This window comes from Bacillus sp. 22483 (genome assembly GCF_052044605.1).
Classification (GTDB): Bacteria; Bacillota; Bacilli; order Bacillales; family Bacillaceae; genus Bacillus; species Bacillus altitudinis.
The window spans coordinates 157,224-176,928 of record NZ_JBQENU010000007.1 but is presented as its reverse complement, the minus strand read 5'-3'; the positions used below and the strand labels follow the sequence as shown (position 1 = coordinate 176,928).

Annotated in this window: 17 protein-coding genes; 2 read left to right on the top strand and 15 right to left on the bottom strand. The window is 41.5% G+C overall.

The window, feature by feature from the left end; translation table 11 throughout:
- Positions 1 to 183 precede the first annotated feature (183 nt).
- Both ACTJJQ_RS12530 and ACTJJQ_RS12525 read left to right on the top strand, forming a co-directional pair.
- On the top strand, positions 184 to 852 hold the full coding sequence (locus ACTJJQ_RS12530) for a YigZ family protein (RefSeq protein WP_017357860.1): 669 nt from the start codon (positions 184 to 186) through the stop codon (positions 850 to 852).
- On the top strand, positions 837 to 1,934 hold the full coding sequence (locus ACTJJQ_RS12525; RefSeq protein ID WP_007499958.1) for an LCP family protein: 1,098 nt from the start codon (positions 837 to 839) through the stop codon (positions 1,932 to 1,934). The genes ACTJJQ_RS12530 and ACTJJQ_RS12525 overlap by 16 nt, the downstream gene beginning before the upstream one ends.
- A 37-nt stretch (positions 1,935 to 1,971) precedes the next feature.
- On the opposite strand, the gene ACTJJQ_RS12520 is transcribed toward ACTJJQ_RS12525, so the two are convergent.
- The 15 genes from ACTJJQ_RS12520 to ACTJJQ_RS12450 all read right to left on the bottom strand — a co-directional run bounded on the left by ACTJJQ_RS12520 (position 1,972) and on the right by ACTJJQ_RS12450 (position 19,593).
- Positions 1,972 to 3,039, bottom strand: a complete 1,068-nt coding sequence (locus tag ACTJJQ_RS12520; RefSeq protein ID WP_007499956.1) for a glycosyltransferase family 4 protein — start codon at positions 3,037 to 3,039, stop codon at positions 1,972 to 1,974.
- Between the two features lie 134 nt (positions 3,040 to 3,173).
- Complete coding sequence (tuaH, locus tag ACTJJQ_RS12515; protein ID WP_440600242.1) at positions 3,174 to 4,421, bottom strand: teichuronic acid biosynthesis protein TuaH; 1,248 nt, start codon at positions 4,419 to 4,421, stop codon at positions 3,174 to 3,176.
- The gene (gene tuaG, locus ACTJJQ_RS12510) at positions 4,390 to 5,145 is read right to left on the bottom strand and encodes a teichuronic acid biosynthesis protein TuaG (RefSeq protein ID WP_065461158.1); all 756 of its coding nucleotides are present in this window, start codon (positions 5,143 to 5,145) and stop codon (positions 4,390 to 4,392) included. The genes tuaH and tuaG overlap by 32 nt, the downstream gene beginning before the upstream one ends.
- A 24-nt stretch (positions 5,146 to 5,169) precedes the next feature.
- Positions 5,170 to 5,847 (bottom strand): teichuronic acid biosynthesis protein TuaF, encoded by a 678-nt coding sequence (gene tuaF / locus ACTJJQ_RS12505; protein WP_024719248.1) that lies wholly within the window; start codon positions 5,845 to 5,847, stop codon positions 5,170 to 5,172.
- Positions 5,848 to 5,908: 61 nt separating this feature from the next.
- On the bottom strand, positions 5,909 to 7,375 hold the full coding sequence (gene tuaE / locus ACTJJQ_RS12500; RefSeq protein WP_159145158.1) for a teichuronic acid biosynthesis protein TuaE: 1,467 nt from the start codon (positions 7,373 to 7,375) through the stop codon (positions 5,909 to 5,911).
- Between the two features lie 39 nt (positions 7,376 to 7,414).
- Positions 7,415 to 8,344, bottom strand: a complete 930-nt coding sequence (locus tag ACTJJQ_RS12495; protein ID WP_045033975.1) for an NAD-dependent epimerase/dehydratase family protein — start codon at positions 8,342 to 8,344, stop codon at positions 7,415 to 7,417.
- Positions 8,345 to 8,358: 14 nt separating this feature from the next.
- Complete coding sequence (tuaD, locus tag ACTJJQ_RS12490; RefSeq protein WP_017368147.1) at positions 8,359 to 9,696, bottom strand: UDP-glucose 6-dehydrogenase TuaD; 1,338 nt, start codon at positions 9,694 to 9,696, stop codon at positions 8,359 to 8,361.
- A gap of 75 nt (positions 9,697 to 9,771) precedes the next feature.
- Complete coding sequence (gene tuaC / locus ACTJJQ_RS12485; RefSeq protein WP_041507844.1) at positions 9,772 to 10,956, bottom strand: teichuronic acid biosynthesis protein TuaC; 1,185 nt, start codon at positions 10,954 to 10,956, stop codon at positions 9,772 to 9,774.
- Complete coding sequence (gene tuaB, locus ACTJJQ_RS12480; protein ID WP_041507845.1) at positions 10,953 to 12,404, bottom strand: teichuronic acid biosynthesis protein TuaB; 1,452 nt, start codon at positions 12,402 to 12,404, stop codon at positions 10,953 to 10,955. The genes tuaC and tuaB overlap by 4 nt, the downstream gene beginning before the upstream one ends.
- An 18-nt stretch (positions 12,405 to 12,422) precedes the next feature.
- On the bottom strand, positions 12,423 to 13,082 hold the full coding sequence (locus tag ACTJJQ_RS12475) for a sugar transferase (protein ID WP_440600241.1): 660 nt from the start codon (positions 13,080 to 13,082) through the stop codon (positions 12,423 to 12,425).
- A gap of 198 nt (positions 13,083 to 13,280) precedes the next feature.
- Positions 13,281 to 13,850: a hypothetical protein gene (locus ACTJJQ_RS12470; protein WP_019743577.1), complete on the bottom strand. Its 570-nt coding sequence runs from the start codon at positions 13,848 to 13,850 to the stop codon at positions 13,281 to 13,283.
- A gap of 144 nt (positions 13,851 to 13,994) precedes the next feature.
- Positions 13,995 to 15,485: an N-acetylmuramoyl-L-alanine amidase gene (locus tag ACTJJQ_RS12465; protein ID WP_440600240.1), complete on the bottom strand. Its 1,491-nt coding sequence runs from the start codon at positions 15,483 to 15,485 to the stop codon at positions 13,995 to 13,997.
- A 138-nt stretch (positions 15,486 to 15,623) separates the two neighbouring features.
- Entirely contained in the window at positions 15,624 to 17,114 is a 1,491-nt protein-coding gene (locus ACTJJQ_RS12460; protein WP_073412878.1) for an N-acetylmuramoyl-L-alanine amidase, read from the bottom strand.
- Between the two features lie 21 nt (positions 17,115 to 17,135).
- Positions 17,136 to 19,244 (bottom strand): SpoIID/LytB domain-containing protein, encoded by a 2,109-nt coding sequence (locus ACTJJQ_RS12455; protein ID WP_440600239.1) that lies wholly within the window; start codon positions 19,242 to 19,244, stop codon positions 17,136 to 17,138.
- A gap of 25 nt (positions 19,245 to 19,269) precedes the next feature.
- Complete coding sequence (locus tag ACTJJQ_RS12450; protein ID WP_024719258.1) at positions 19,270 to 19,593, bottom strand: hypothetical protein; 324 nt, start codon at positions 19,591 to 19,593, stop codon at positions 19,270 to 19,272.
- Between the last annotated feature and the right edge of the window lie 112 nt (positions 19,594 to 19,705).

Below are 19,705 nucleotides of genomic sequence, written 5' to 3'. Positions count from 1 at the left end.
TTATAAATGTCATTGATCTGCATTTTATGTCGAATTATAATGAAAGAATGCGTATAAATCATGAAATTTTTATGACGACCCTTTTTCCGCTCCTATCATCATAACAAAATACGCTGTAAAATTCTAAAACCAATGCAAATTTTCTCTAGCCTTACAATTTGCTTGTCAGGAGGGGTATGTCTTTTGCTGAACCGCTATCTCACAGTCAAAAGCCGTGGCGAGCATGAGATCGTCATTGAAAAATCACGTTTTATTTGTCATATACAACGTGCTGTCTCAGAAGAAGAAGCACAAGCCTTTATACAATCCATAAAAAAACAACATTGGAACGCCACTCATAATTGTTCCGCCTATTTGATCGGTGAACATGATCTGATTCAAAAAGCAAATGATGATGGTGAACCAAGCGGTACGGCAGGGGTACCCATGCTTGAAGTGCTTAAAAAACGCAAGCTGAAAGATACAGTTGTTGTCGTCACTCGTTATTTCGGCGGTATTAAGCTAGGTGCCGGTGGATTAATTCGCGCGTACGGAAAATCTGTGTCTGAAGCAATTAATCATGTTGGTATGGTAGAGCGCTGTTTAATGCGTACGATGCACACAACAATAGATTATACATGGCTTGGAAAGGTAGAGAATGAGCTTAGAGCCTCATCTTTTCAGCTAAAAGACATCCATTATGCAGAAGATGTGATTTTTGAAACGTATGTAGAAGAAACACAAACAGAGCAGTTCATTGAATGGATGACTGAGTTAACTAATGGAAAGAGTGTTACTAAAGAAGGCGAATTGATTTATTTAGAAAAGGACGTTGGTCCGATAAAGGAGACAGATGAATGGCACAACGAGTAAAAGTGCGTGTACGAAAGAAAAAGAGTAAGAAGAAAAAGATTTTCAAACGGATTCTGGTCTTATTTTTGCTTCTCTTCATCTGCATGGGCGGATTTGCAGTTTATAAGATTGTGAATACACTCCAGGCTGCTGACAAAACTTATGATGAATTAGAGCGTGGGGAGAAATCGAAACTCCGTGATGCTGTCATTGATATAAAGAAAAAACCTTTCTCTGTCCTATTTGTTGGTATAGAGGATTACGCCACAAATGGTGATCACGGCCGCTCAGATTCACTCATCGTCGCAACGATTAATCCTCAGGATAAAACGATGAAAATGGTCAGTATCCCCCGTGACACACGAGTACAGCTTGCTAGTGACACAACGGGAAATAAAGTAAAGATCAATGCGGCATTTGCTAAAGGCGGTAAAGACGAAACGATTGAAACTGTCGAACAATTCTTGCATATCCCAATTGACAAATATGCAACAGTAGACTTTGACGGTTTTAAGGATGTCATTGATGAAGTTGGGGGAATCGATATAGACGTTCCATTTGACTTCAATGAAAAAAGTGACGTCAAAAAATCGAAAAAGATTTACTTTAAAAAAGGGAATATGCATTTAAACGGGGAAGAGGCACTTGCTTATGCGCGAATGAGAAAACAAGATCCACGTGGTGATTTCGGGCGTAACGATCGTCAGAAACAAATCTTACGTGCCATGATTGATCAAATGGCGAAACCTCATAACATTGCAAACGTGGATAATATCGCAAAAGAAGTAAGTGATCATATAACAACCAACTTCCGCATCACAGAAGGACTTGCTCTACAGCAAATTTACAGTGGTTTTAAAGGAGACGATACTGAAACACTATCTATTAAAGGATCAGACCTTTATTTAGGACCAAATCGAACATACTTCTTTGAGCCAGATCAAACCAACTTGGCTGAGGTGCAAAATGAGTTAAGGACGCATTTAAAGCTTCCTGCTGAGTCATCTTCCTCAACTGAAACAAATACACAAACCGATTCATCTTCTGATGCAACAGGGTCAGCCGATACCCAGGCCCCTTCGACCAGCACATCAGGACAATAATAGGAAAACAGCCCGTTCCTTGGAAGCGGGCTGTTTTTTATTGTCTTTTGACCATACGTTTGTAGAATTTCGTAAATGGTTTAAACTCTTCGTTCACCAAACCAGTGACTTCAGCGATAACTTGCATAAACATGACCAGTAAAAAGATGATGATCAATGACAGCCAAATGGTGGCACTTGTCAGCAAAATCGCGCTTAAGCTGAAGACTAAGCCAATCATGTAAATCACAATCACTGCCATTCGATGTGATAAGCCAAAGGCCATCAGTCGATGATGGATGTGTGATTTGTCAGGTGCTGAGATAGGCTGTTTATTCAATATTCGTCTGATGATCGCAAAGGTCGTATCAAAGATAGGCACACCTAAAATAATTACAGGGACAACAACACTAAACAAAGTAACACTTTTGTACAATCCTAAAAGTGACAGGACCGAGATCATATAGCCTAAAAATAACGAACCTGTATCACCCATAAATATTTTTGCTGGATGGAAGTTATAAAAAAGAAAACCGATGGTACTGCCAATGACGACAAGAGATAACGAAAGAATCAGGATCTTGTCCGCAGAAAATGCCATGACGGCAATCGTGGTTAAACCGATAACCGATATTCCGGCAGCCAGTCCATCTAATCCGTCAATTAAATTGATCGCATTTGTAATCCCAACAATCCATAGTACAGTCAGGGGATACGCCATCCAACCTAACTCCAGTCGATCTGTTAAGAAAGGAACAGAGAAAAAGTCCATTTTTAAGCCCGTGCTCACGATTAAGCAAGCAACGAGAACTTGCACAAGAAATTTAAATTTTGCACTTAAATTATATTTATCATCAAATATACCTAAAATGACGATGAGTACAGCGCCAACTGATATAGCTGTAATTTTATTATGTAGAAACAGCCCGCCTGCTAGTGCTCCAGCCGCTACCCCAATAAAAATCGCCAAACCGCCCATTCGAGGCATTACTCTATCATGAACTTTTCGTTTATTCGGCTGGTCCACTGCACCAATCTTAATTGCAAACTTTTTGACGATTGGTGTCACAATTAAAACTGTAGCCAGAGAGACAAAAAACGCTAATAAGGCGCGTTCGTAATCCATAGGTCAGTCTCCTTCTAAATTGAAATCTGTATTTTGTATATTGGCCGCTCTTTCCATTATACAATTGAATATAGGATGATCACAAGCTCCCCCTAAGAAGAAGAAACAAATAAAAACGCACAATCCTGAATGAATTATGCGTTTTCTTTAATATTCGTTAATTCCACCATGTTTGTGAACAGTGCGTGCCAATCTTTTTTCTTTGCCCGGCTTTGTCTTAGATGTCTGCATGTCATGTCATCTTTTTTACTGATCACTTTCTGGCAGGCTTCGACGAAGAGAGCTGGATCTTCGCCCTCTACATATTCATACACATCATTCTCTTTTAGCCTTTCCGTTGATGGAAGATTTAAACCAACAACAGGGATTCCGGCAGCTAAAAATTCATACAGCTTGAGCGGAAAAACCGCTTGATTGTAAGGAGACTGTTTGTATGGCATCATCCCTACATCAATTAATTTCATATAAGCAGGCACTTCTTCTGGTGCGACTGCTCCTGTCCATATGACATTGGGCAGTTTGAGTGCATGCTGAAAAGATGGATCTCCATTCGTTCCATCCGGACCGACAAATAAAAATGTCCAATCTGGCTGCATGCGAGCAGCTTGAGCGATCATGTCAAAATCGAGCTTCGGCTTGATCCCACCTATAAAGCCAAGAACCGTTCCCTCTCTTCCCTCTAGCACGTCTTCCCTGCTAGGGAGGTTGCTTTTTGCAAACACATCATACTCGACGCCATTTTCGACTGTAAAGACATCTTTCGGTTCACCCATGAGCCTTTTTTTGATTTGATCATGTAAGTATTGTGAAGAGCACGTAATGCTGTGTGCATATTTAATAATGCGGTTTTCTGCTTTTACAATGACTCGCTGTCTCATATAAGAGAGAATGTTGTTTTTTCCGCTGATGGGCTCTCCCCACAGGTCACTGCAATCATACACAATATGTTTCCATTCAAATAAAGAAGATAAGAGCGGAAATCCTGGAAACGTATACCATAAACAGACGGCTATGCCCTGCTTTTCTTCTTGACGCAAATGCTCAAGAAGAGGAGATAACTTATGGAAATAAAACATATCTTGATAACGGCCAAAGCGAAAAAACTTGCTCTTGAGCACATCAGGAATGGTCATTTGCTTCATTCGATTCGTTATAGGCTGAAAGGGAGCTGAATGACGAATGGCAGATGGGCATACCCAGATGACCTCTTTCGTTTCTGGATCAGATGCAAGAAATTCCGCCAGTCGATGCCGTCTGTACCTTAGGCCATCCTGTCCCCATTCTCCCGTTGCGACAATCACATGTATGATCGACTCTGCTTTCACCTTTATCACCTTTTTTCCCTTCTGTTTATAAGCGTTTCTTGACAGCATTTGTGGCATAGTGCATAAAACACCAAGATGCTTTCACAAAATGAAGCTGCTCAATTTCTCTGTAGACAAACCATGTTTTTTTCGCTGCTTTCCACTTGTTACTAGAAATCGAGTTTCCCACGATGCGATATTCACTGAGTGGCTCACTCATTCCATAGGCAGTAAATCCTTTTTTTAAAATAGAGAGCCATGTGGCTAAGTCCTGCCTTGTTCGAATGTTTGGCATTTCCACACGTCCTACTTGTTCAAGATCGAGCATCACCGTCAAACAGCCGATAATCGTATTTTTTAAAGCTTCATTGTAGTTCAACTGAGCCGGCGCTGTGACGGTTTTTTGTAATGGCTCTCCATTTTCTGAAATGATGTCATATGCCGTGAAAGTAAAGGCATGATCATTTTCTAACATAAACTTGACCTGCTTTTCGAGCTTTGTCTGTTTCCACATATCATCGCTATCTAAAAAAGCGATAAAGCGGCCTTTCGCCTGTTTGATGGCTGTGTTTCTAGCAATAGCGGCTCCTCCGTTTTCCTCTAAATAAATGACGTTGATTCTGTCGTCCGTCTGACTTAATTCCCCTAACAGCTTCCTTGTGCCATCTGTTGAGCAATCATCTGCAATGATGAGCTCCCAGTTGGAATAGGTTTGGGCAAGGACGGAATGAACTGTATCCGTTAAATAACGTTCCGCATTATACGCCGGTGTAATAATTGATACTAACGGTTGATTGTTCACCTAAGACTCATCTCCAGTTCATCATTAAGATTCTTTGAACACTTCAGGTAACACCACAAACATAAGCGAGATGCTAAGGCCAATGACAAGTCCAAGCAGTGCTCGTTTTTTCGCTGACATGCCTTTGCCTGCTTCATCAAGCACTTGGGCAGGATCGACAATCTTTGCCTGCTTCATCCCGAGCTTTGTCGATTCCAATTCATATAAAAATCGTTCTTTATCGACCTTGGAGTCATTGCTGACAGATTCATCTTCAAGAGCGGATAGTCTTCTTTCAATGACTTGCTGTCTTTTCGTAAATAAGGCTTTGTCCTGCTTTAAAAATGTATCTGACACTTGTTTCACTACCGCCAAAGCTCGAGCTTGATCAGCATCTGTAAACGACAACTGCAATTGTGTATCGGACTGGTTCGTGAGAATCAAACGATTTTTCACATCCTGCCTTTCTTCTTCCTTTACATCACGGAGTGCTTGATTCAGAAATGCATCACTTTTTAATAGAGAAGTCACTTCTTCCATATTGTTATACACACCGTCGTCATATTTCCCAAGCGTCAAGGTCACAGCAGCTGTGTAACTAGATTGTTCTACTGTCCCCTTGGCAAAAAAGAAACCAAAAGCAGCCAATACAACGGGCAGCAGCACAAGCCAGACGATATATTTTTTCATTCGCTTCCCTATTCTTAACATAAAACCAGACATGCTCATTCTCCCAACATTGACGTATTTGCTTTTTCACTAGTGTAGCCATACAAACTCAGCATCACACGTTTGCCCACGGCTTGAAGCGCTGTTTATTTTTCATGATATTGACCGCTGCGATCACCAGCCCTAGAAACACCCAGTGGAAATATAAATTCGATACGGAACTAGGACTGATACTTGAGACGAGAAAGCTCAGCATGGCAGCAAATAGACCTTCAATGATCATCTTGGCTGATCTCGTGTCAGCCAATTGGTATTGTTTGTACAGTGAGAACATGAGATAGGCGTACACTGAGATATAACCTAGCATGACGGCAAACCCAAAATTCGTCATCACCTCTAGCAGCCAATTGTGAACTTCCACGACCTGATCTGTATCAAAGATAGAAAAGTGAGCTAAGTAATAAGACACATTGCCCGCTCCGACTCCGAAACCGTATGAATTCGTAAAGAAATACCAAGCGTTTTTGATTAAATTCGCCCGGGCAATGTTGGACGGAAGTGGTTCGCTGAAAGAATGAGCGACCTGAGAAGCGAGAAACAAGTCATAAAAGACAGAATAGATTTTGGCTGAAAAAATGGCGATACAGATGATAACAAGCCCGCCTGCTGCCATGATAGACCACTTTTTTAAAAAGCGAGGCATCAACAGCCATACATAGATTGCCGCTCCGGCTAATATGCCAAGCAAGCTGGCGCGCGATTCTGTTAACAAAATGAGATACAGCGCTAAGATGGCTCCTAGTAATCCGAACGCTTTGATATAACCATTTTTCATTTGGCGCATGCACGCCACATATAAGAAAAAGCTAATAGATAAAAAAGTCGCAAAATCATTTTGGTTAAAGAAGACAGCTGTAGGATAGTGCTGTTTGTATGCTGGTCCAAGATACAATGAGGTATTCGGTAAATGGTTCAAGGTCAAGTGATTATAGAACCCGATTCCCATCACAAATACGGTCATGACTAGCCAAATACTATAAAAAGTCACGATCTGATCCATTCGCTGAATGTACATGACCACAAGAAAGACAAAACCCATTCCCATCGCAAGAAGAGACATATATTTCAGGCCGTCTGTGACCGAATGAGCCCAAAGCAGTGAGATGAGTCCGTAAAGAAACCATACAGCGAAAAAACCAAGAATGCCTTTAACGCGAATTTGCTGCCACTGGGATATGTACGTTCCTTTGTCCCTCATCCGCCATATGAATAAAGCAAAGACAGCCAAGAGCATGATGCGGTAGAGAAAGAGACTAAAGAATCCGGCACTGATAGAGAAAAAAGCGTTATTGAGAAATGTTAATGCAATCAAAAGGTAAATGGCTGACATGAATATGTGCTCACCATTCATGTAGAGCTTCATACATATAGCAGCCGCTATGAGCACCACAATCAAAACCGGAATGACCACCATCTTCTTTAACCCGATAGGCTGTGTGGATGCCATTTGTACAAGCCCGATACCTGCTGCTAATAAAATACATCCGATTATGATTTGCCATGCTGTTTGTTTCACACTCATACCCTTGTTCCTCCTAAGCAACCCATCCGATTTGAGGGATTAAGCCTTTACTTCCTGTTCATAGTAGGAAATGGTACGAGCCAAACCTTCTTGTAAACTCACAACAGGCTCCCATGCTAAGACTTGTTTCGTTTCCTCATTTTCCAATGTACTATGCACAATATCTCCTGCACGCTGAGGCTTATAAATCGGTTCAAGATCTGATCTCGTGACTCGCTTCATCGTTTGAAACAGCTCATTCACCGTGATGGAATGACCACATGAGATATTTAAACAAACGTTTGATTGAGCTGTTAAAGCTGCAACATTCGCTGCGGCTAGATCGCCTACATAGATGAAATCTCTTGTTTGTTCCCCGTTTCCAAAGATGAAAGGTGCCTCATGCTTTGCAAACTTATCAGAAAAAATTGAGACAACACCGCCTTCACCAAGTGCGTCTTGGCGCGGACCATATACATTGCTGTACCGCATAATACAATAGTCCACATCATAGAGTGATTTTGCCATCTGTAAGTATCGTTCAACTGTCAGTTTCGACAAGCCATAAGGTGAACCAGGCTGCAGTGGATGAGCTGTGTCGACCGGCAGATAGACTGGGTCTCCATAGACTGCTGCCGATGAGGCAAACACCACTTTCTCCACCCCGGCTTCAGCCGCTGCTTTGATCACATGCAGCGAACCTTTAATATTGACCTCTTCGTCGTAGACGAAATGTTGAACCGAAACGGCTACACTCACTTGCGCTGCAAGATGAATGATATAATCTGGTGCAATGTGTTTGATCAAATCGACCGTTTCTGATTTTGTGACATCTGCTTCAATGCATTGTACGGAAAGATGAGCGATATTTTCCTTTGATCCAGTTGAAAAGTTATCAAGAACGATGGGCTCATAACCTTTCTCTAATAAAGCCTCTACCGTATGAGATCCTATAAATCCACTTCCCCCAGTTACCAATACTTTCTTCATCCAAGTCCCCCCTATTATTGTGCCTTCGATACCAATTCTGTTTCCCATACGCCTGGGCGGCCGATGGACTGGTAAATAAATCCTCTCTCTTTCATTTCTGCTGGATCAAACAAATTCCTTCCATCAATTAAAATGGGAGAACGAAGCAGCTGCTTGATCTGATCCTTATCCATCTTCTGTACGTCATCCCATTCCGTTAAGATGAGACAAGCATCTGTATCTTTCACTGTTTCATAGAGATCATTGCTGAAGACCGCCTGCGGGCCAAGCTCTCTTTCTGCTTCTACATAAGCAATTGGATCATAGGCTTTGACAAAAGCTCCGAGCTCTCTCAGCATTGGGATAATATCTAGTGCTGGGGCTGAACGCATATCGTTTGTATTTGGTTTAAATGCGAGCCCTAAAACGGAAATCGTTTTTCCTTTAATATCACCGAACACACTCATCAGTTTGCTGACAAGATGGGCTCTTTGGTGGTTGTTTGTTTCAATGACAGATTCGATCAGCTTGAACCGGTAGCCAGCTGTTTCGGCAATTTTGAGAAGAGCCATCGTATCTTTTGGGAAACAAGAACCACCAAATCCAATGCCTGCTTTTAAAAATTTATGCCCGATACGGCTGTCTAATCCAACGCCTTCGCTGACTTTTTCCACATCAGCACCAACTCTCTCGCAAATGTTCGCAATGTCATTGATGAATGAGATTTTTGTGGCGAGCATGGCATTTGCCGCATACTTAATCATTTCTGCACTTTCTAGATTGGTCTCAACCACTTCTGTTTGAAACGGATCATGCAATTTTTTAATGATCGTGGATGCATGTGCGCTTGTTGAGCCAATGACCGCTCTCTCCATATTCATCGTATCTTGAATAGCTGAACCTTCCCGCAGAAACTCTGGATTGGAGACGACATCAAATGGATATTTACTGCGTGAAGCCTTTTGAACAATGGCTTGAACAAGACGTCCTGTTCCAACCGGCACTGTGCTCTTATTCACGATGATTTTGTAGCCATTCAGGTGTTCCCCAACCGTTTGAGCCACAGCTTTCACGAATGTTAAATCCGCTTCCCCCTGAGGTGTCATTGGTGTTCCTACCGCAATATAAATAATCTCTGATTCTCGAATTGCAGCGGGAATATTGGTTGTAAAACACAATCTTCCCTCTTCTGTATTCTTCTCAATCAATTCCTTTAAGCCCGGTTCATAAATTGGAACGAGACCGCTTTTTAAGCTGTTGATTTTTGATTCGTCGATGTCACAACAAATGACGCGATTTCCGATATCAGCAAAACAAGTACCCGATACTAACCCGACATATCCTGTTCCAATCACAGCAATTTTCTTCAACATGTTTCATCCTCTCAGTAAAAGCATATTGGTCGTTCCAAACTGTTTATCTATCAGTCTTTGCACATTTCATCCTGTTTAAACGGTGGATGTTGATTGATTCAGCACCTTTTCATATTGCTGAATCAGGAGCTTAGCATTATGTGATGATGAATAATCTGTATGGACGATGTGGTGAAGATCGTTCTTCACTTGCTCGTTCCATCTGTTTTCATAAAGATAAGCGTGAATCGCTTCTTTTAACTGACTCGTTGAACGCGGTTCAATGAGCAGATGTTGATAGGTAGAAAATAGTGATGGGAGACCACCAACCCGTGTTGCGATGACAGGCATTTTTAAAGCGAGCGCCTCAAGAACGACAGTCGGCATTCCTTCACTGTAGGAAGGAAGGGCAAACAGGTCAGCTGCCATTAAATAATGTTTGACTTGTTCATTCGGCACCTGCCCCGGGAGTATAATGGATTCTCCCGCCCGTTCGGTCAGCTCCTTTGCGAGGGGGCCTTTTCCGACAAAGACGACTTTTACACCCTCCATCCCGCTGACAGCTTCCGCTAATTCAAGCAAACCTTTCTCTTTGACTAAACGGCCGACATAAACGACGAGCTTGTCGTGAAGCGGTAAACCAATCTGCTTTCTGATGGCTGTTTGATCCCCCAGTGTTCTAGCAAATGACTTGAGCGGAATTCCAAGCGGGAGGCATTGTGCATCCACCTCTGTCATGTCATGTGTTTTCTTTGCCAGCTCTTCACTCACTGTGAGAACAGCAGACGCCTGTTTTACTGCTGCTTTAAAGGCTGCAAGCGCCCCTTGACTATAGGTTGGATAGACGTTCACATCACTGCCGTGTAAGGTCAGAAGATAAGGGATGTTTGCTTCCTTTTTGATCACAGCTGCTGCGCCGCCAGACGGCATGGCAAAGTGCGCATGGATGAAATCCGGTGACAGTTCATAACGCTCCATTGTGCGCAGGACAGAAGCTGCGATTCGTTTACTCGGCTGAGCCCATTTTAGCTGTCCAGGCAGCGCTGTATAGGGCGGTCTGTAAACCGGCACGCCGCACCTCACTTCCTGCTGGGGAAGATCTTTTCTCTGACGATAGGAAGTTTTAAGCATCCGTAAGATGGGCGGATTGACAGGAGTAGGACAAATCACGCTCACTTCTACGCCCTGTTTGACCAGCTCCTGCACTTGCGTTTCATGGAAGACGCCTTCACTTGGATGTTTTTCACTAGGATATACACTTGTCAGCCATAGCACCTTCATGACGAACGACCTCTTCTCCATAATTTTCCTGCCATTTGCGGATACATTTTGACAAGTAGCAAGCTATATAAAACCGCACTTAAACCAATCGTCAGTAGTAATTGAAGCAGTATATCCGCTGATGTCAGCTTCATCCCTTGATGAATAGTCACTGCGCAGGCGGCCATTAACAACGTCATGACAGCAGGCTTTACGAGAGATTTTACATATACCTTCATATCTAGCTGAATGACATAAGCCATCAGCCACCTGCCGACAATGAAATTCAGCAGACTGACCCCTGAGTAGACCCAAGCTACAGTCAATAGACTGCCAGTATGGACTCCTGCATATAAGGCGCATCCATATACGATGAGCATGCCTGTATCCCAATAAAATGCTAAGTCAGCTCTCCCTTTTGCAAGAAGGATGGAACCATTTGGATTCATCAGCACACGGAGTAGACCGACAATGCACAAAATATTCAAAACCGGGACCGCCACTAGCCATTTCTCTCCAAACACCACTTCTATAAAGCTATCTGATACGGCAGCAAGACCGATGAGTAGTGGAAAACTAATGAGTGCAAGCATATTCGTCATGCTGAGGAAGCCCTCACGCAGCCTAGAGTGATCACGCTGACTTTTTGCGAAAACTGGGAAAGCCACTCTCGTCACAATCGGGTTAATTTTCAGCACCGGAATTGTGACGATTTGATAAGCCAGGCTGTAAATCCCTAAAGCCTCTGCTCCAAGAAACCGTCCTATTAAAATCATGTCGATGTTTGAACCTGCCCGATTGACGAGTCTTGACGCAAGCTGGAAAGCCCCGAAGGAGAAAAACTCTTTCACTTCCCCTAATGCGAAAACGGGTGCTGGGCGCCACTTCTTCCAATAAGCCGCTGCATACATGAGTCCTTTTCCTGATTGAAGCAGTACTTGAGAGATCACATAGGCCACAATTGGATTGATAAAAAAGGCTAGGATGAGTAGAACAATCAATGAAATGATCGTTGCTATCGTCTCAATCGTACTTAAGGTTTTAAAGGCTAAATCTTTCTGCATCATATATTGGTATTGCTGACCAATTGGTGCAATGAGAAACATGATTGATAATAATTTGAGCAAGCCTTCTAGCTCAGGTCTGGCATAAAAGGCGGCAATCAAGGGACTTGCGAGGATCAATACACAAAACAAGAGAATCCCCGTCAGCAAGTTGATCCAATATAATGTAGATAACTGACGTTCTGTCGTTTGTTCCTTTTGAATGATCGCAGCACCGATGCCTAGATCAAGTAAAATCTGTGTAAATATTGTGACAGTTGTGATCATGCCAACGAGTCCAAATTCTTTCAGTGACATTACGTTTCCTAAAAAGGCGAACTGTGCAATTTGGATGATGGTAATGATCAATGCGGACAAGCTTGTCCATTTTGCTCCGCCCAGCAGGCGATTTTTCATACTTGCCATTTCTCTTCCCTACTTTACTTATCTGGCTCCGTCACCAGTCACGATGACTTTTAACGTTTTTACCATAATCTTCGTGTCGAGAGAAAATGTCAAGTCTTGAATATACTGTAAGTCGTGTGATAATTTTTCACTTGGACTCATTTCATATCCCCCATTTACTTGAGCGAGACCTGTCAGCCCCGGCTTCACTGTCAGTCTTTTTGTAAAGCCTGGAATCGTCCGATTAAATTCGGCAGTAAACATTGGTCTTTCAGGACGTGGACCTACAATACTCATTTCTCCTTTTAACACGTTGATAAATTGCGGCAGTTCATCAATTCTTGTTTTTCTGATGAATGCCCCCACTTTGGTGATACGAGGGTCATTTTTTTGCGCCCATTTCGCTCCTCCGCTTTCTGCGTTGGTTCTCATCGATCTGAGCTTCCATAATTTAAAGTAGACACCGTCTTTTCCGACCCTTTCCTGCATATAAAAGGCTGGCCCTGGTGTTTCTAGCTTAATTAAAAGGGCAAACAGTAAAATGATTGGCGTACTCAACATCAATCCGATGAACGAGAACACGACATCTATGAAACGTTTTGCAAATAAATATCGAACCATATGTTCTGTTAAAGCAAAAGAGTGGTTTCGTCTCACTTCATATTCTCTGTAAAGGTTCATCGCTTTCTCTGCGCTCACTGACCTGCACCTCACCATTCAAAGTAGTTGTTGTGTAAAGAGATGTTCTATGAAAGTCAGTTTAGCAGAGCAACATTAAGCAAATGTAAATGGGCTGTTAAGTCTTGTAAAAGTGTGTTAAGAATGTGCCCTTATATCAAGTTATGCCCTTTTAAACGTAAAAAAGACCCGCATATCTGCGGGTCTACGTGTCTTTTTTTATTTTGCCTTTACGGATTCGATCGTCTTCAGTCTAAGCGTTCCGTTTGCATCTTTTGTATACGTTACTTTCACTTTTGATTCTTCTTTTAGGCTGTTCACTTGTTTAGAAAATGTATTTCCGAATTGAATGGCTACTTCTTTTCCATCAATGTTGACAGCAATTGTATGTCCATCAGCCAAACCGACATATGTGCCTTCTTTGGTGACTTCATTTTTCTTCGTTGTAGATTCTTTTTTTGTTTTAGATTCAGCTTTTGACTGATCATTTGTCGTTTCTTCTTTTGTGATTTCCTTACTTGAGCTTTCTTTTGCATCTTCATCAGATTGACCTGCTTGGTCTTCTGTTTGAGCAGCTGTTTCTTTGCTTTCATCATCTGCTTTTTCACTTGCAGACTTGTCTTCCGTCTTTTCATCTGTTGCATTTTCTTTCTTTTGATCTGCTGCTTCAGTTGTTTCTTTTTTGCTGTTATCCGTATTGTTATCGTTTGACTGATTTGATGTGCCGCATGCTGTGAGCATTACACCTAGAAGTAAGACTAAAAACGGCATTGTGATTAATTTTTTCAAGATCGTCACCTCTTCATGATTTGTCGATTTGCTGTCATTGGAAGGCAAATACGTGAAAAATCCACCCTCTATGTTTCGATTATAACAAAAATAACCTGAAATGAAATGTATTTTTAACTTGACATATCATTCATCCGATCTATTTTATTCAAAATATTGAGATACACCTGCTGCGATTCCTGAAGCCAGTCGCTCCTTGGCAGTCGTTGATTTTAATATACTGGCATCAATCGGACTGGTTACGAACCCCGTTTCAAGCAAGATGCTGGGCATTTTTGAATACTTGATCACGTAGAATCCTGCTGTTTTCACACCGCGATCTCTTGTGCCAAGGGCTTTCACCATCTGGGGCTGTACCTTTTGTGCCAGCTTTAAACTATTGGCCGAAGCATACGTCGCATCATAATACGTTTCTGTTCCATTTGCACCGCTATGATCATTTGCATTGGCATGGATGCTGATGAACACATCCGCACCAGCCTGTGATCCTTTGCTTACACGTGTTTGCAAGGAATCAAATGTATCAGATGTTCTAGACATGACCGTCAGCGCACCCGCTTGTTTGAGCCTTGCTTGCAGTTTTAACGCGACATCCAGATTAACATTTTTTTCAAACAGCCCATTTCCTACCGCTCCAGCATCCTGTGCACCATGACCTGGATCAATAAAGATGGTTTCACCTAACACATGATTTTTCAGCTGTGTGATCACACTGGTTCGTATGGTTGATGTTCCGCCCAACACTGTAAATGTTGAAATCTTTTTAGACCCAATGACACGACGAATCGCATCTGGCACTGATTGAGCGTCTGTAAGAAGAAGGGTTTGCCCTTGCTTGGCTGCCGTACTTGCCGCAGCTGCCGCATCGGCATATGCATAGCCGTTACTCATATACGTTTGGGTTGTCTTCATTGGGTATGTGTTCGCAATTCGGGCTGCCACTTCATACCGATTGGCTCCGCTGATTCTCACGGGTGATGGCAGTTTTTGATAGGCTGCTTGATTGACACTTGTTTCCCCGCCAATCGCAATCGTCCGTTTCACCGCTTTGCTTTTTAATAGATTGGCTGTTTCCTGCCGCAGCCCCTTTGCATCGGTTAATAAAATAGGAAAGCCCTGTTTTGCAGCATACGGAGCAATCGCCACAGCGTCTGCATAAGCAGAACCATTCACAATCACAGCTGTATCAGCACTCTTCATTTGCTTAGCAACGTTTGCCGCCAATTCATATCGATTCTTTCCTTGTATTCGCGATACGGATAGATTCATTGCTTTTAGCTGCGCTACGACTTTTTGCGAAATACTTGCGGTTCCGCCAAGAATGATAACACGCTTCGTTTTCAACTGCTGAAGACCTGACTTAGTTGCACCTGAAAGACTGCTAGTATTCGTTAACAGCACTGGGGCTCCTTGCTGAAAGGCATACGGCACAGCACTTAGCGCATCAGCATAAGCTTCACCGCCTACTAAAACAACTGTAGGTGCTGTCGACCAGCCTCGTTTTGCAGCGTTAACTGCCACCTCATATCGATTACTTCCCTCAATTTTCGATACATTGTGCTGCGCAAATGCTGATGGTGCATACAAACATAGTGAAACCACAATCAAAACAAAACATTTGATATAAGAACGCATGAAGTCAACCTCCTTGGTTTTGAACCCTTCATCCTGGAACCCGGAAACACTTCATGTACTTTTAAAAAAGGCTGCCGAGAGTCGTTTCTCGAGCAGCCTAAGAGGTGTATCTTCGGCACCCCTCATCTGTATGTTTTCTTATCTAAAATAGCCTGAAACACCGCTTGAAATACCTGACGCCAATCGATCTTTATAAGTAGCGGATTTCAAAATATTTGAATCAACTGGACTGGAAACAAAACCAGTTTCTAAGAGAACACTTGGCATCTTAGAATATTTAATGACGTAGAAGGCAGCTGTCTTCACGCCACGGTCTCTTGTGCCTAATGCACTGACCATTTTAGGCTGAATATTTTGCGCGAGCTTCAAGCTGTTTGTTGCCGCATATGTTTTGTCATAATATGTTTCAGTTCCATTTGCACTGCTGTTATCATTTGAGTTCGCATGGACACTGATGAAGATATCTGCATTTGCTGACGCACCTTTGCTCACCCGTGTTTGAAGACTGTCGAATGTGTCTGATGTTCTTGACATGGTAGTGAGTGCACCAGCATTTTTCAGTTTAGTGTTCACTCTCTTCGCTACGTCTAAGTTTAAATTTTTCTCATAAAGACCATATCCTACAGCACCAGAATCTTGAGCACCATGGCCAGGGTCAAGAAATACTTTTTTACCTACAACTGGGTTCTTTAATTGAGATGCTACAGTATTCGTCACTGTCGTTGAATTTCCGACTACTGTGAATTTCGATATGTTTTTACTGCCGATAATTGACCGAGTATGGACAGGCAGAGTTTTCTCATTTGTTAATAAAAGAGCTTTCTTTTCTTTCGCTGCAATTCCAGCAGCTGCTGGTGCAGAGGCATAACCAAATCCTCTCGCGACATACGTATTGCTCGTACTTAGTTTATACTTATTCACAATCTTTGCTGCAATATCATAGCGGTTAGCGCCCTTTATTCTCGTTGGCGACTTTAGCTTGTTGTATGCTGCTTTGGTAACATACGATTCGCCGCCAATCACAATTGTTTGCTTAATATTACTAGCTTTTGCGAAAGTTGAAATTTCAGAACGAAGTCCCTTTTTATCTGTATATAAAATTGGGAAACCTTTTTGTGCAGCATATGGCGCAATCGCAATCCCATGCGCATACGAATGACCTTCTACAACCACTACACCAGCTGGTTTTTTCATTTGCTTTGCAATATTCGTAGAGATTTCATATCTGTTCTTTCCCGTAATTCGTTTTGTTGAAATCCCTAGTTTTTTTACTTGATTGATGACATTATTTGAAACACTTGCCGTCGTTCCAATCGCAATCACATTTTTCGCTTTTAATGACGTTAATCCTTTCTTCGTTTCTGATGAAAGGTTTTTACTATTTGTAAAAAGAACTGGCGCATTATGTTGATACGCTAAAGGGACAGCTGCTGTTGCATCAGCGTAAGCTTTTTTCCCTACTAGCACAACGGTATTCGCTGTTCCCCAACCTTTTTTCGCCACATTGACAGATAAAGAGTAACGATTTCCCCCATCTATTCGTGATACAGAATTGTCCGCTGAAGCTGTTGGAACAATAATGAAAATGGCGATGAGGCTGAGGATGGCTGTTTTAATCATTGAGCGCATCTTCTGTGTCCTCCCTTAACTTTAATAATTTGTTAGTTTTGTACCTGGATAGTAGAACGAAAGTATAGAAGAATACGAGTTTCCAGATTCAGCTCTAGCTTTGGCGCCGTATTGACTCATCCCAATGCCGTGACCATAACCTTTTCCTGAAATCGTGAAATCATTTGTATTATTCTTTACTGACGCAAACGTACTTTTCACCTTTGTTGCGCCCATGACTGTTCTAAACTCTGTCATTTTCATACTTGCCGTTGTACTTTTGTTCACTGTATACGTACCTGTTTTGTTTTTCAGATGGTAATTCAGCTTGATTGAAACGGTCTTCGCACGCTGACCTTTTGTTTTTCCTGAGAATGTCAGGCTTGAAATAGATGCAATTCTCATGTCAGATGCAGCTGCTTCTTTATTTTTCAACAGCCATGATTTTAGACCAGCAAGGTCGGCAGCATTGGCTTCTTTTGCCTTAGACCACTCAGAAGCTGCTGTACTTGCAGTCAACGTAGTGCCTAATTGCTTTTTAGACAACTTCAGTGTCCACGCATTGACAGGATCTTTTGTGTCCTGCTTGGCGACTAAGTATGGCAGTGCATTTCCCCATACTTCTTCACTCGCCTCAGTGTATCCACCATTACTAGAATAATAGGTGGCTGAAATAAGTTGATTGTTGTATTTTAGAACCTTGCCTTTTGTGGCATCAACAGCTTTTGTCGAATTTGTGTACCAGTTATATCCTCCATATACTTGGAAGGCTGTTGTATCAGGTACGACTTTTCCAATACTTTTCACTGAATACGTTCTAGCGGCAACCGCTTGTGCTTTTAATGCCTCAACATGCCAGCTTGCAGGCATTTCGTTTGGCACAACACCTTTTAGATAGTCTTCAAATGGAATATTTTCATTAGTCGGCCTGATATATCCTGATTCAATAGCAAAGTTGACGTTACCTAAGTAAGGCTTCCCTGCGATTTGAAGGACATTTTTGGTTGAATATTTCTCAGGAACAACTCTTACTGTGTTATATGTCTTAATGCCTTTTAATGAAATTTTTCCGTTAGAAATATTCAATTGGTAGTTTTGATTTTTTTTCAGATAGACTTGTTTGGCTAAAGCGTTTTTGAGCGTATCTGAAAGCACACTTGAACTGCCTGCTATATGATATGTATGTGTGCCGTTTTCTTTTAAAAGTTTCTTTAAAGAAGAAGAGAAAGAATCTTTTTTGACATAAATCATAGTACGATTATTTTTCGCTGCTAAAAGTGACATAGGAATTGCATATTTTGAGCTAGAACCTTTAGCAAGATATACTTTATCTACATTTAACTTTAATTTCTTGATGATGTTAACTGAAAGTTCATAGCGGTTTTCACCACTGATTCGTGTAACTTGTGAAGTCTTTTTTAATTGTTTTTCTACTTTTTCGCTAATGCTTTTTGTACTTCCAACTACAATTACCTTACTAGGAATCTTATAAGTCGGAATTGAATTTTTCTTTGTTAATAAGATTGGATACCCATTTCTAGCTGCATAAGAGATCATGGATGTCCCATTCATAAAGGAAGCCCCACCAGCAACAATTGCCTGCTTATAACTCCCCATCTCTTTGGCTACTTTTTGAGATATTTCAAATTTATCTTTTCCACTTATTCTTCTAATCTTCCCGTACTTTTTTAAGGTTTTCTCAGTTGTAGACGAAATACTTTTTGTATTCCCAATGATTAAGATGTTATCGGGTTTCATTTTTTTAATTTGGTTCTCAGTTGCTTTTGTTAGCTTCGCAGCACCAGAATAAAGAATTGGTGAATTTAATTTATAAGCCAATGGAGAAACGGTCATTGCATGATCGAAAGCATCCTTATTTACGACAACGATAGTTGATGGATTCTTCCAGCCAGCATCAGCAATACTATTGGCTACTTCGTATCTATTATTCCCCTCATATCTTTTCGTCACAGCAACATTGGATCCTGACAACTTGTATTCCCCAGTTGTTGAAATATCCATGCTTGTTTTGTTTCCGATATAATTAGACAATTTCACTGAAATTGTCGAGCTGGCCATGGCAGACTGAAAAGGTGCAATTAGTAGTGTCATTGTCATGAGAACGATAAGTGTAATGCCTGTTTTCTTCAATTTTGTTCATCCCGCCCATCTTTTTTTACTTCTGTTTTTCAATTTTTTGAATTTCTTTTTGACCATTGTCATTGATAAAGTAAGAGATTTCTACTTTGTCACCTGGTTTAAATTCATTTAATACATCTTTAAAATTATCCGTAAATTCATAGCTTAAGGTCGTATTCACTTTTTTTACTTCGACTGTATGTGCATCAGCCATTCCAATAAATTCAGCTTTTTCTTCCAGCACCTGAGGAGTTGAACTGCTTGTCTTGTTTTCTCCTGAGGATTGCTCAGCCGTTCCACATGCTGTGAGCACGATACCTAGTAGTAGTATTAAGAACGGTAAAACGACGATTTTCTTCATTTTTTTCACCTCATGTCTTTGTATCGTCTTATAACTTAATATTTTAAGGTAAATTTAAGGTTTTTTGAAACCTTTTTTTTGTTACAACGTCTATATCTAGGTTCAGAGTAAA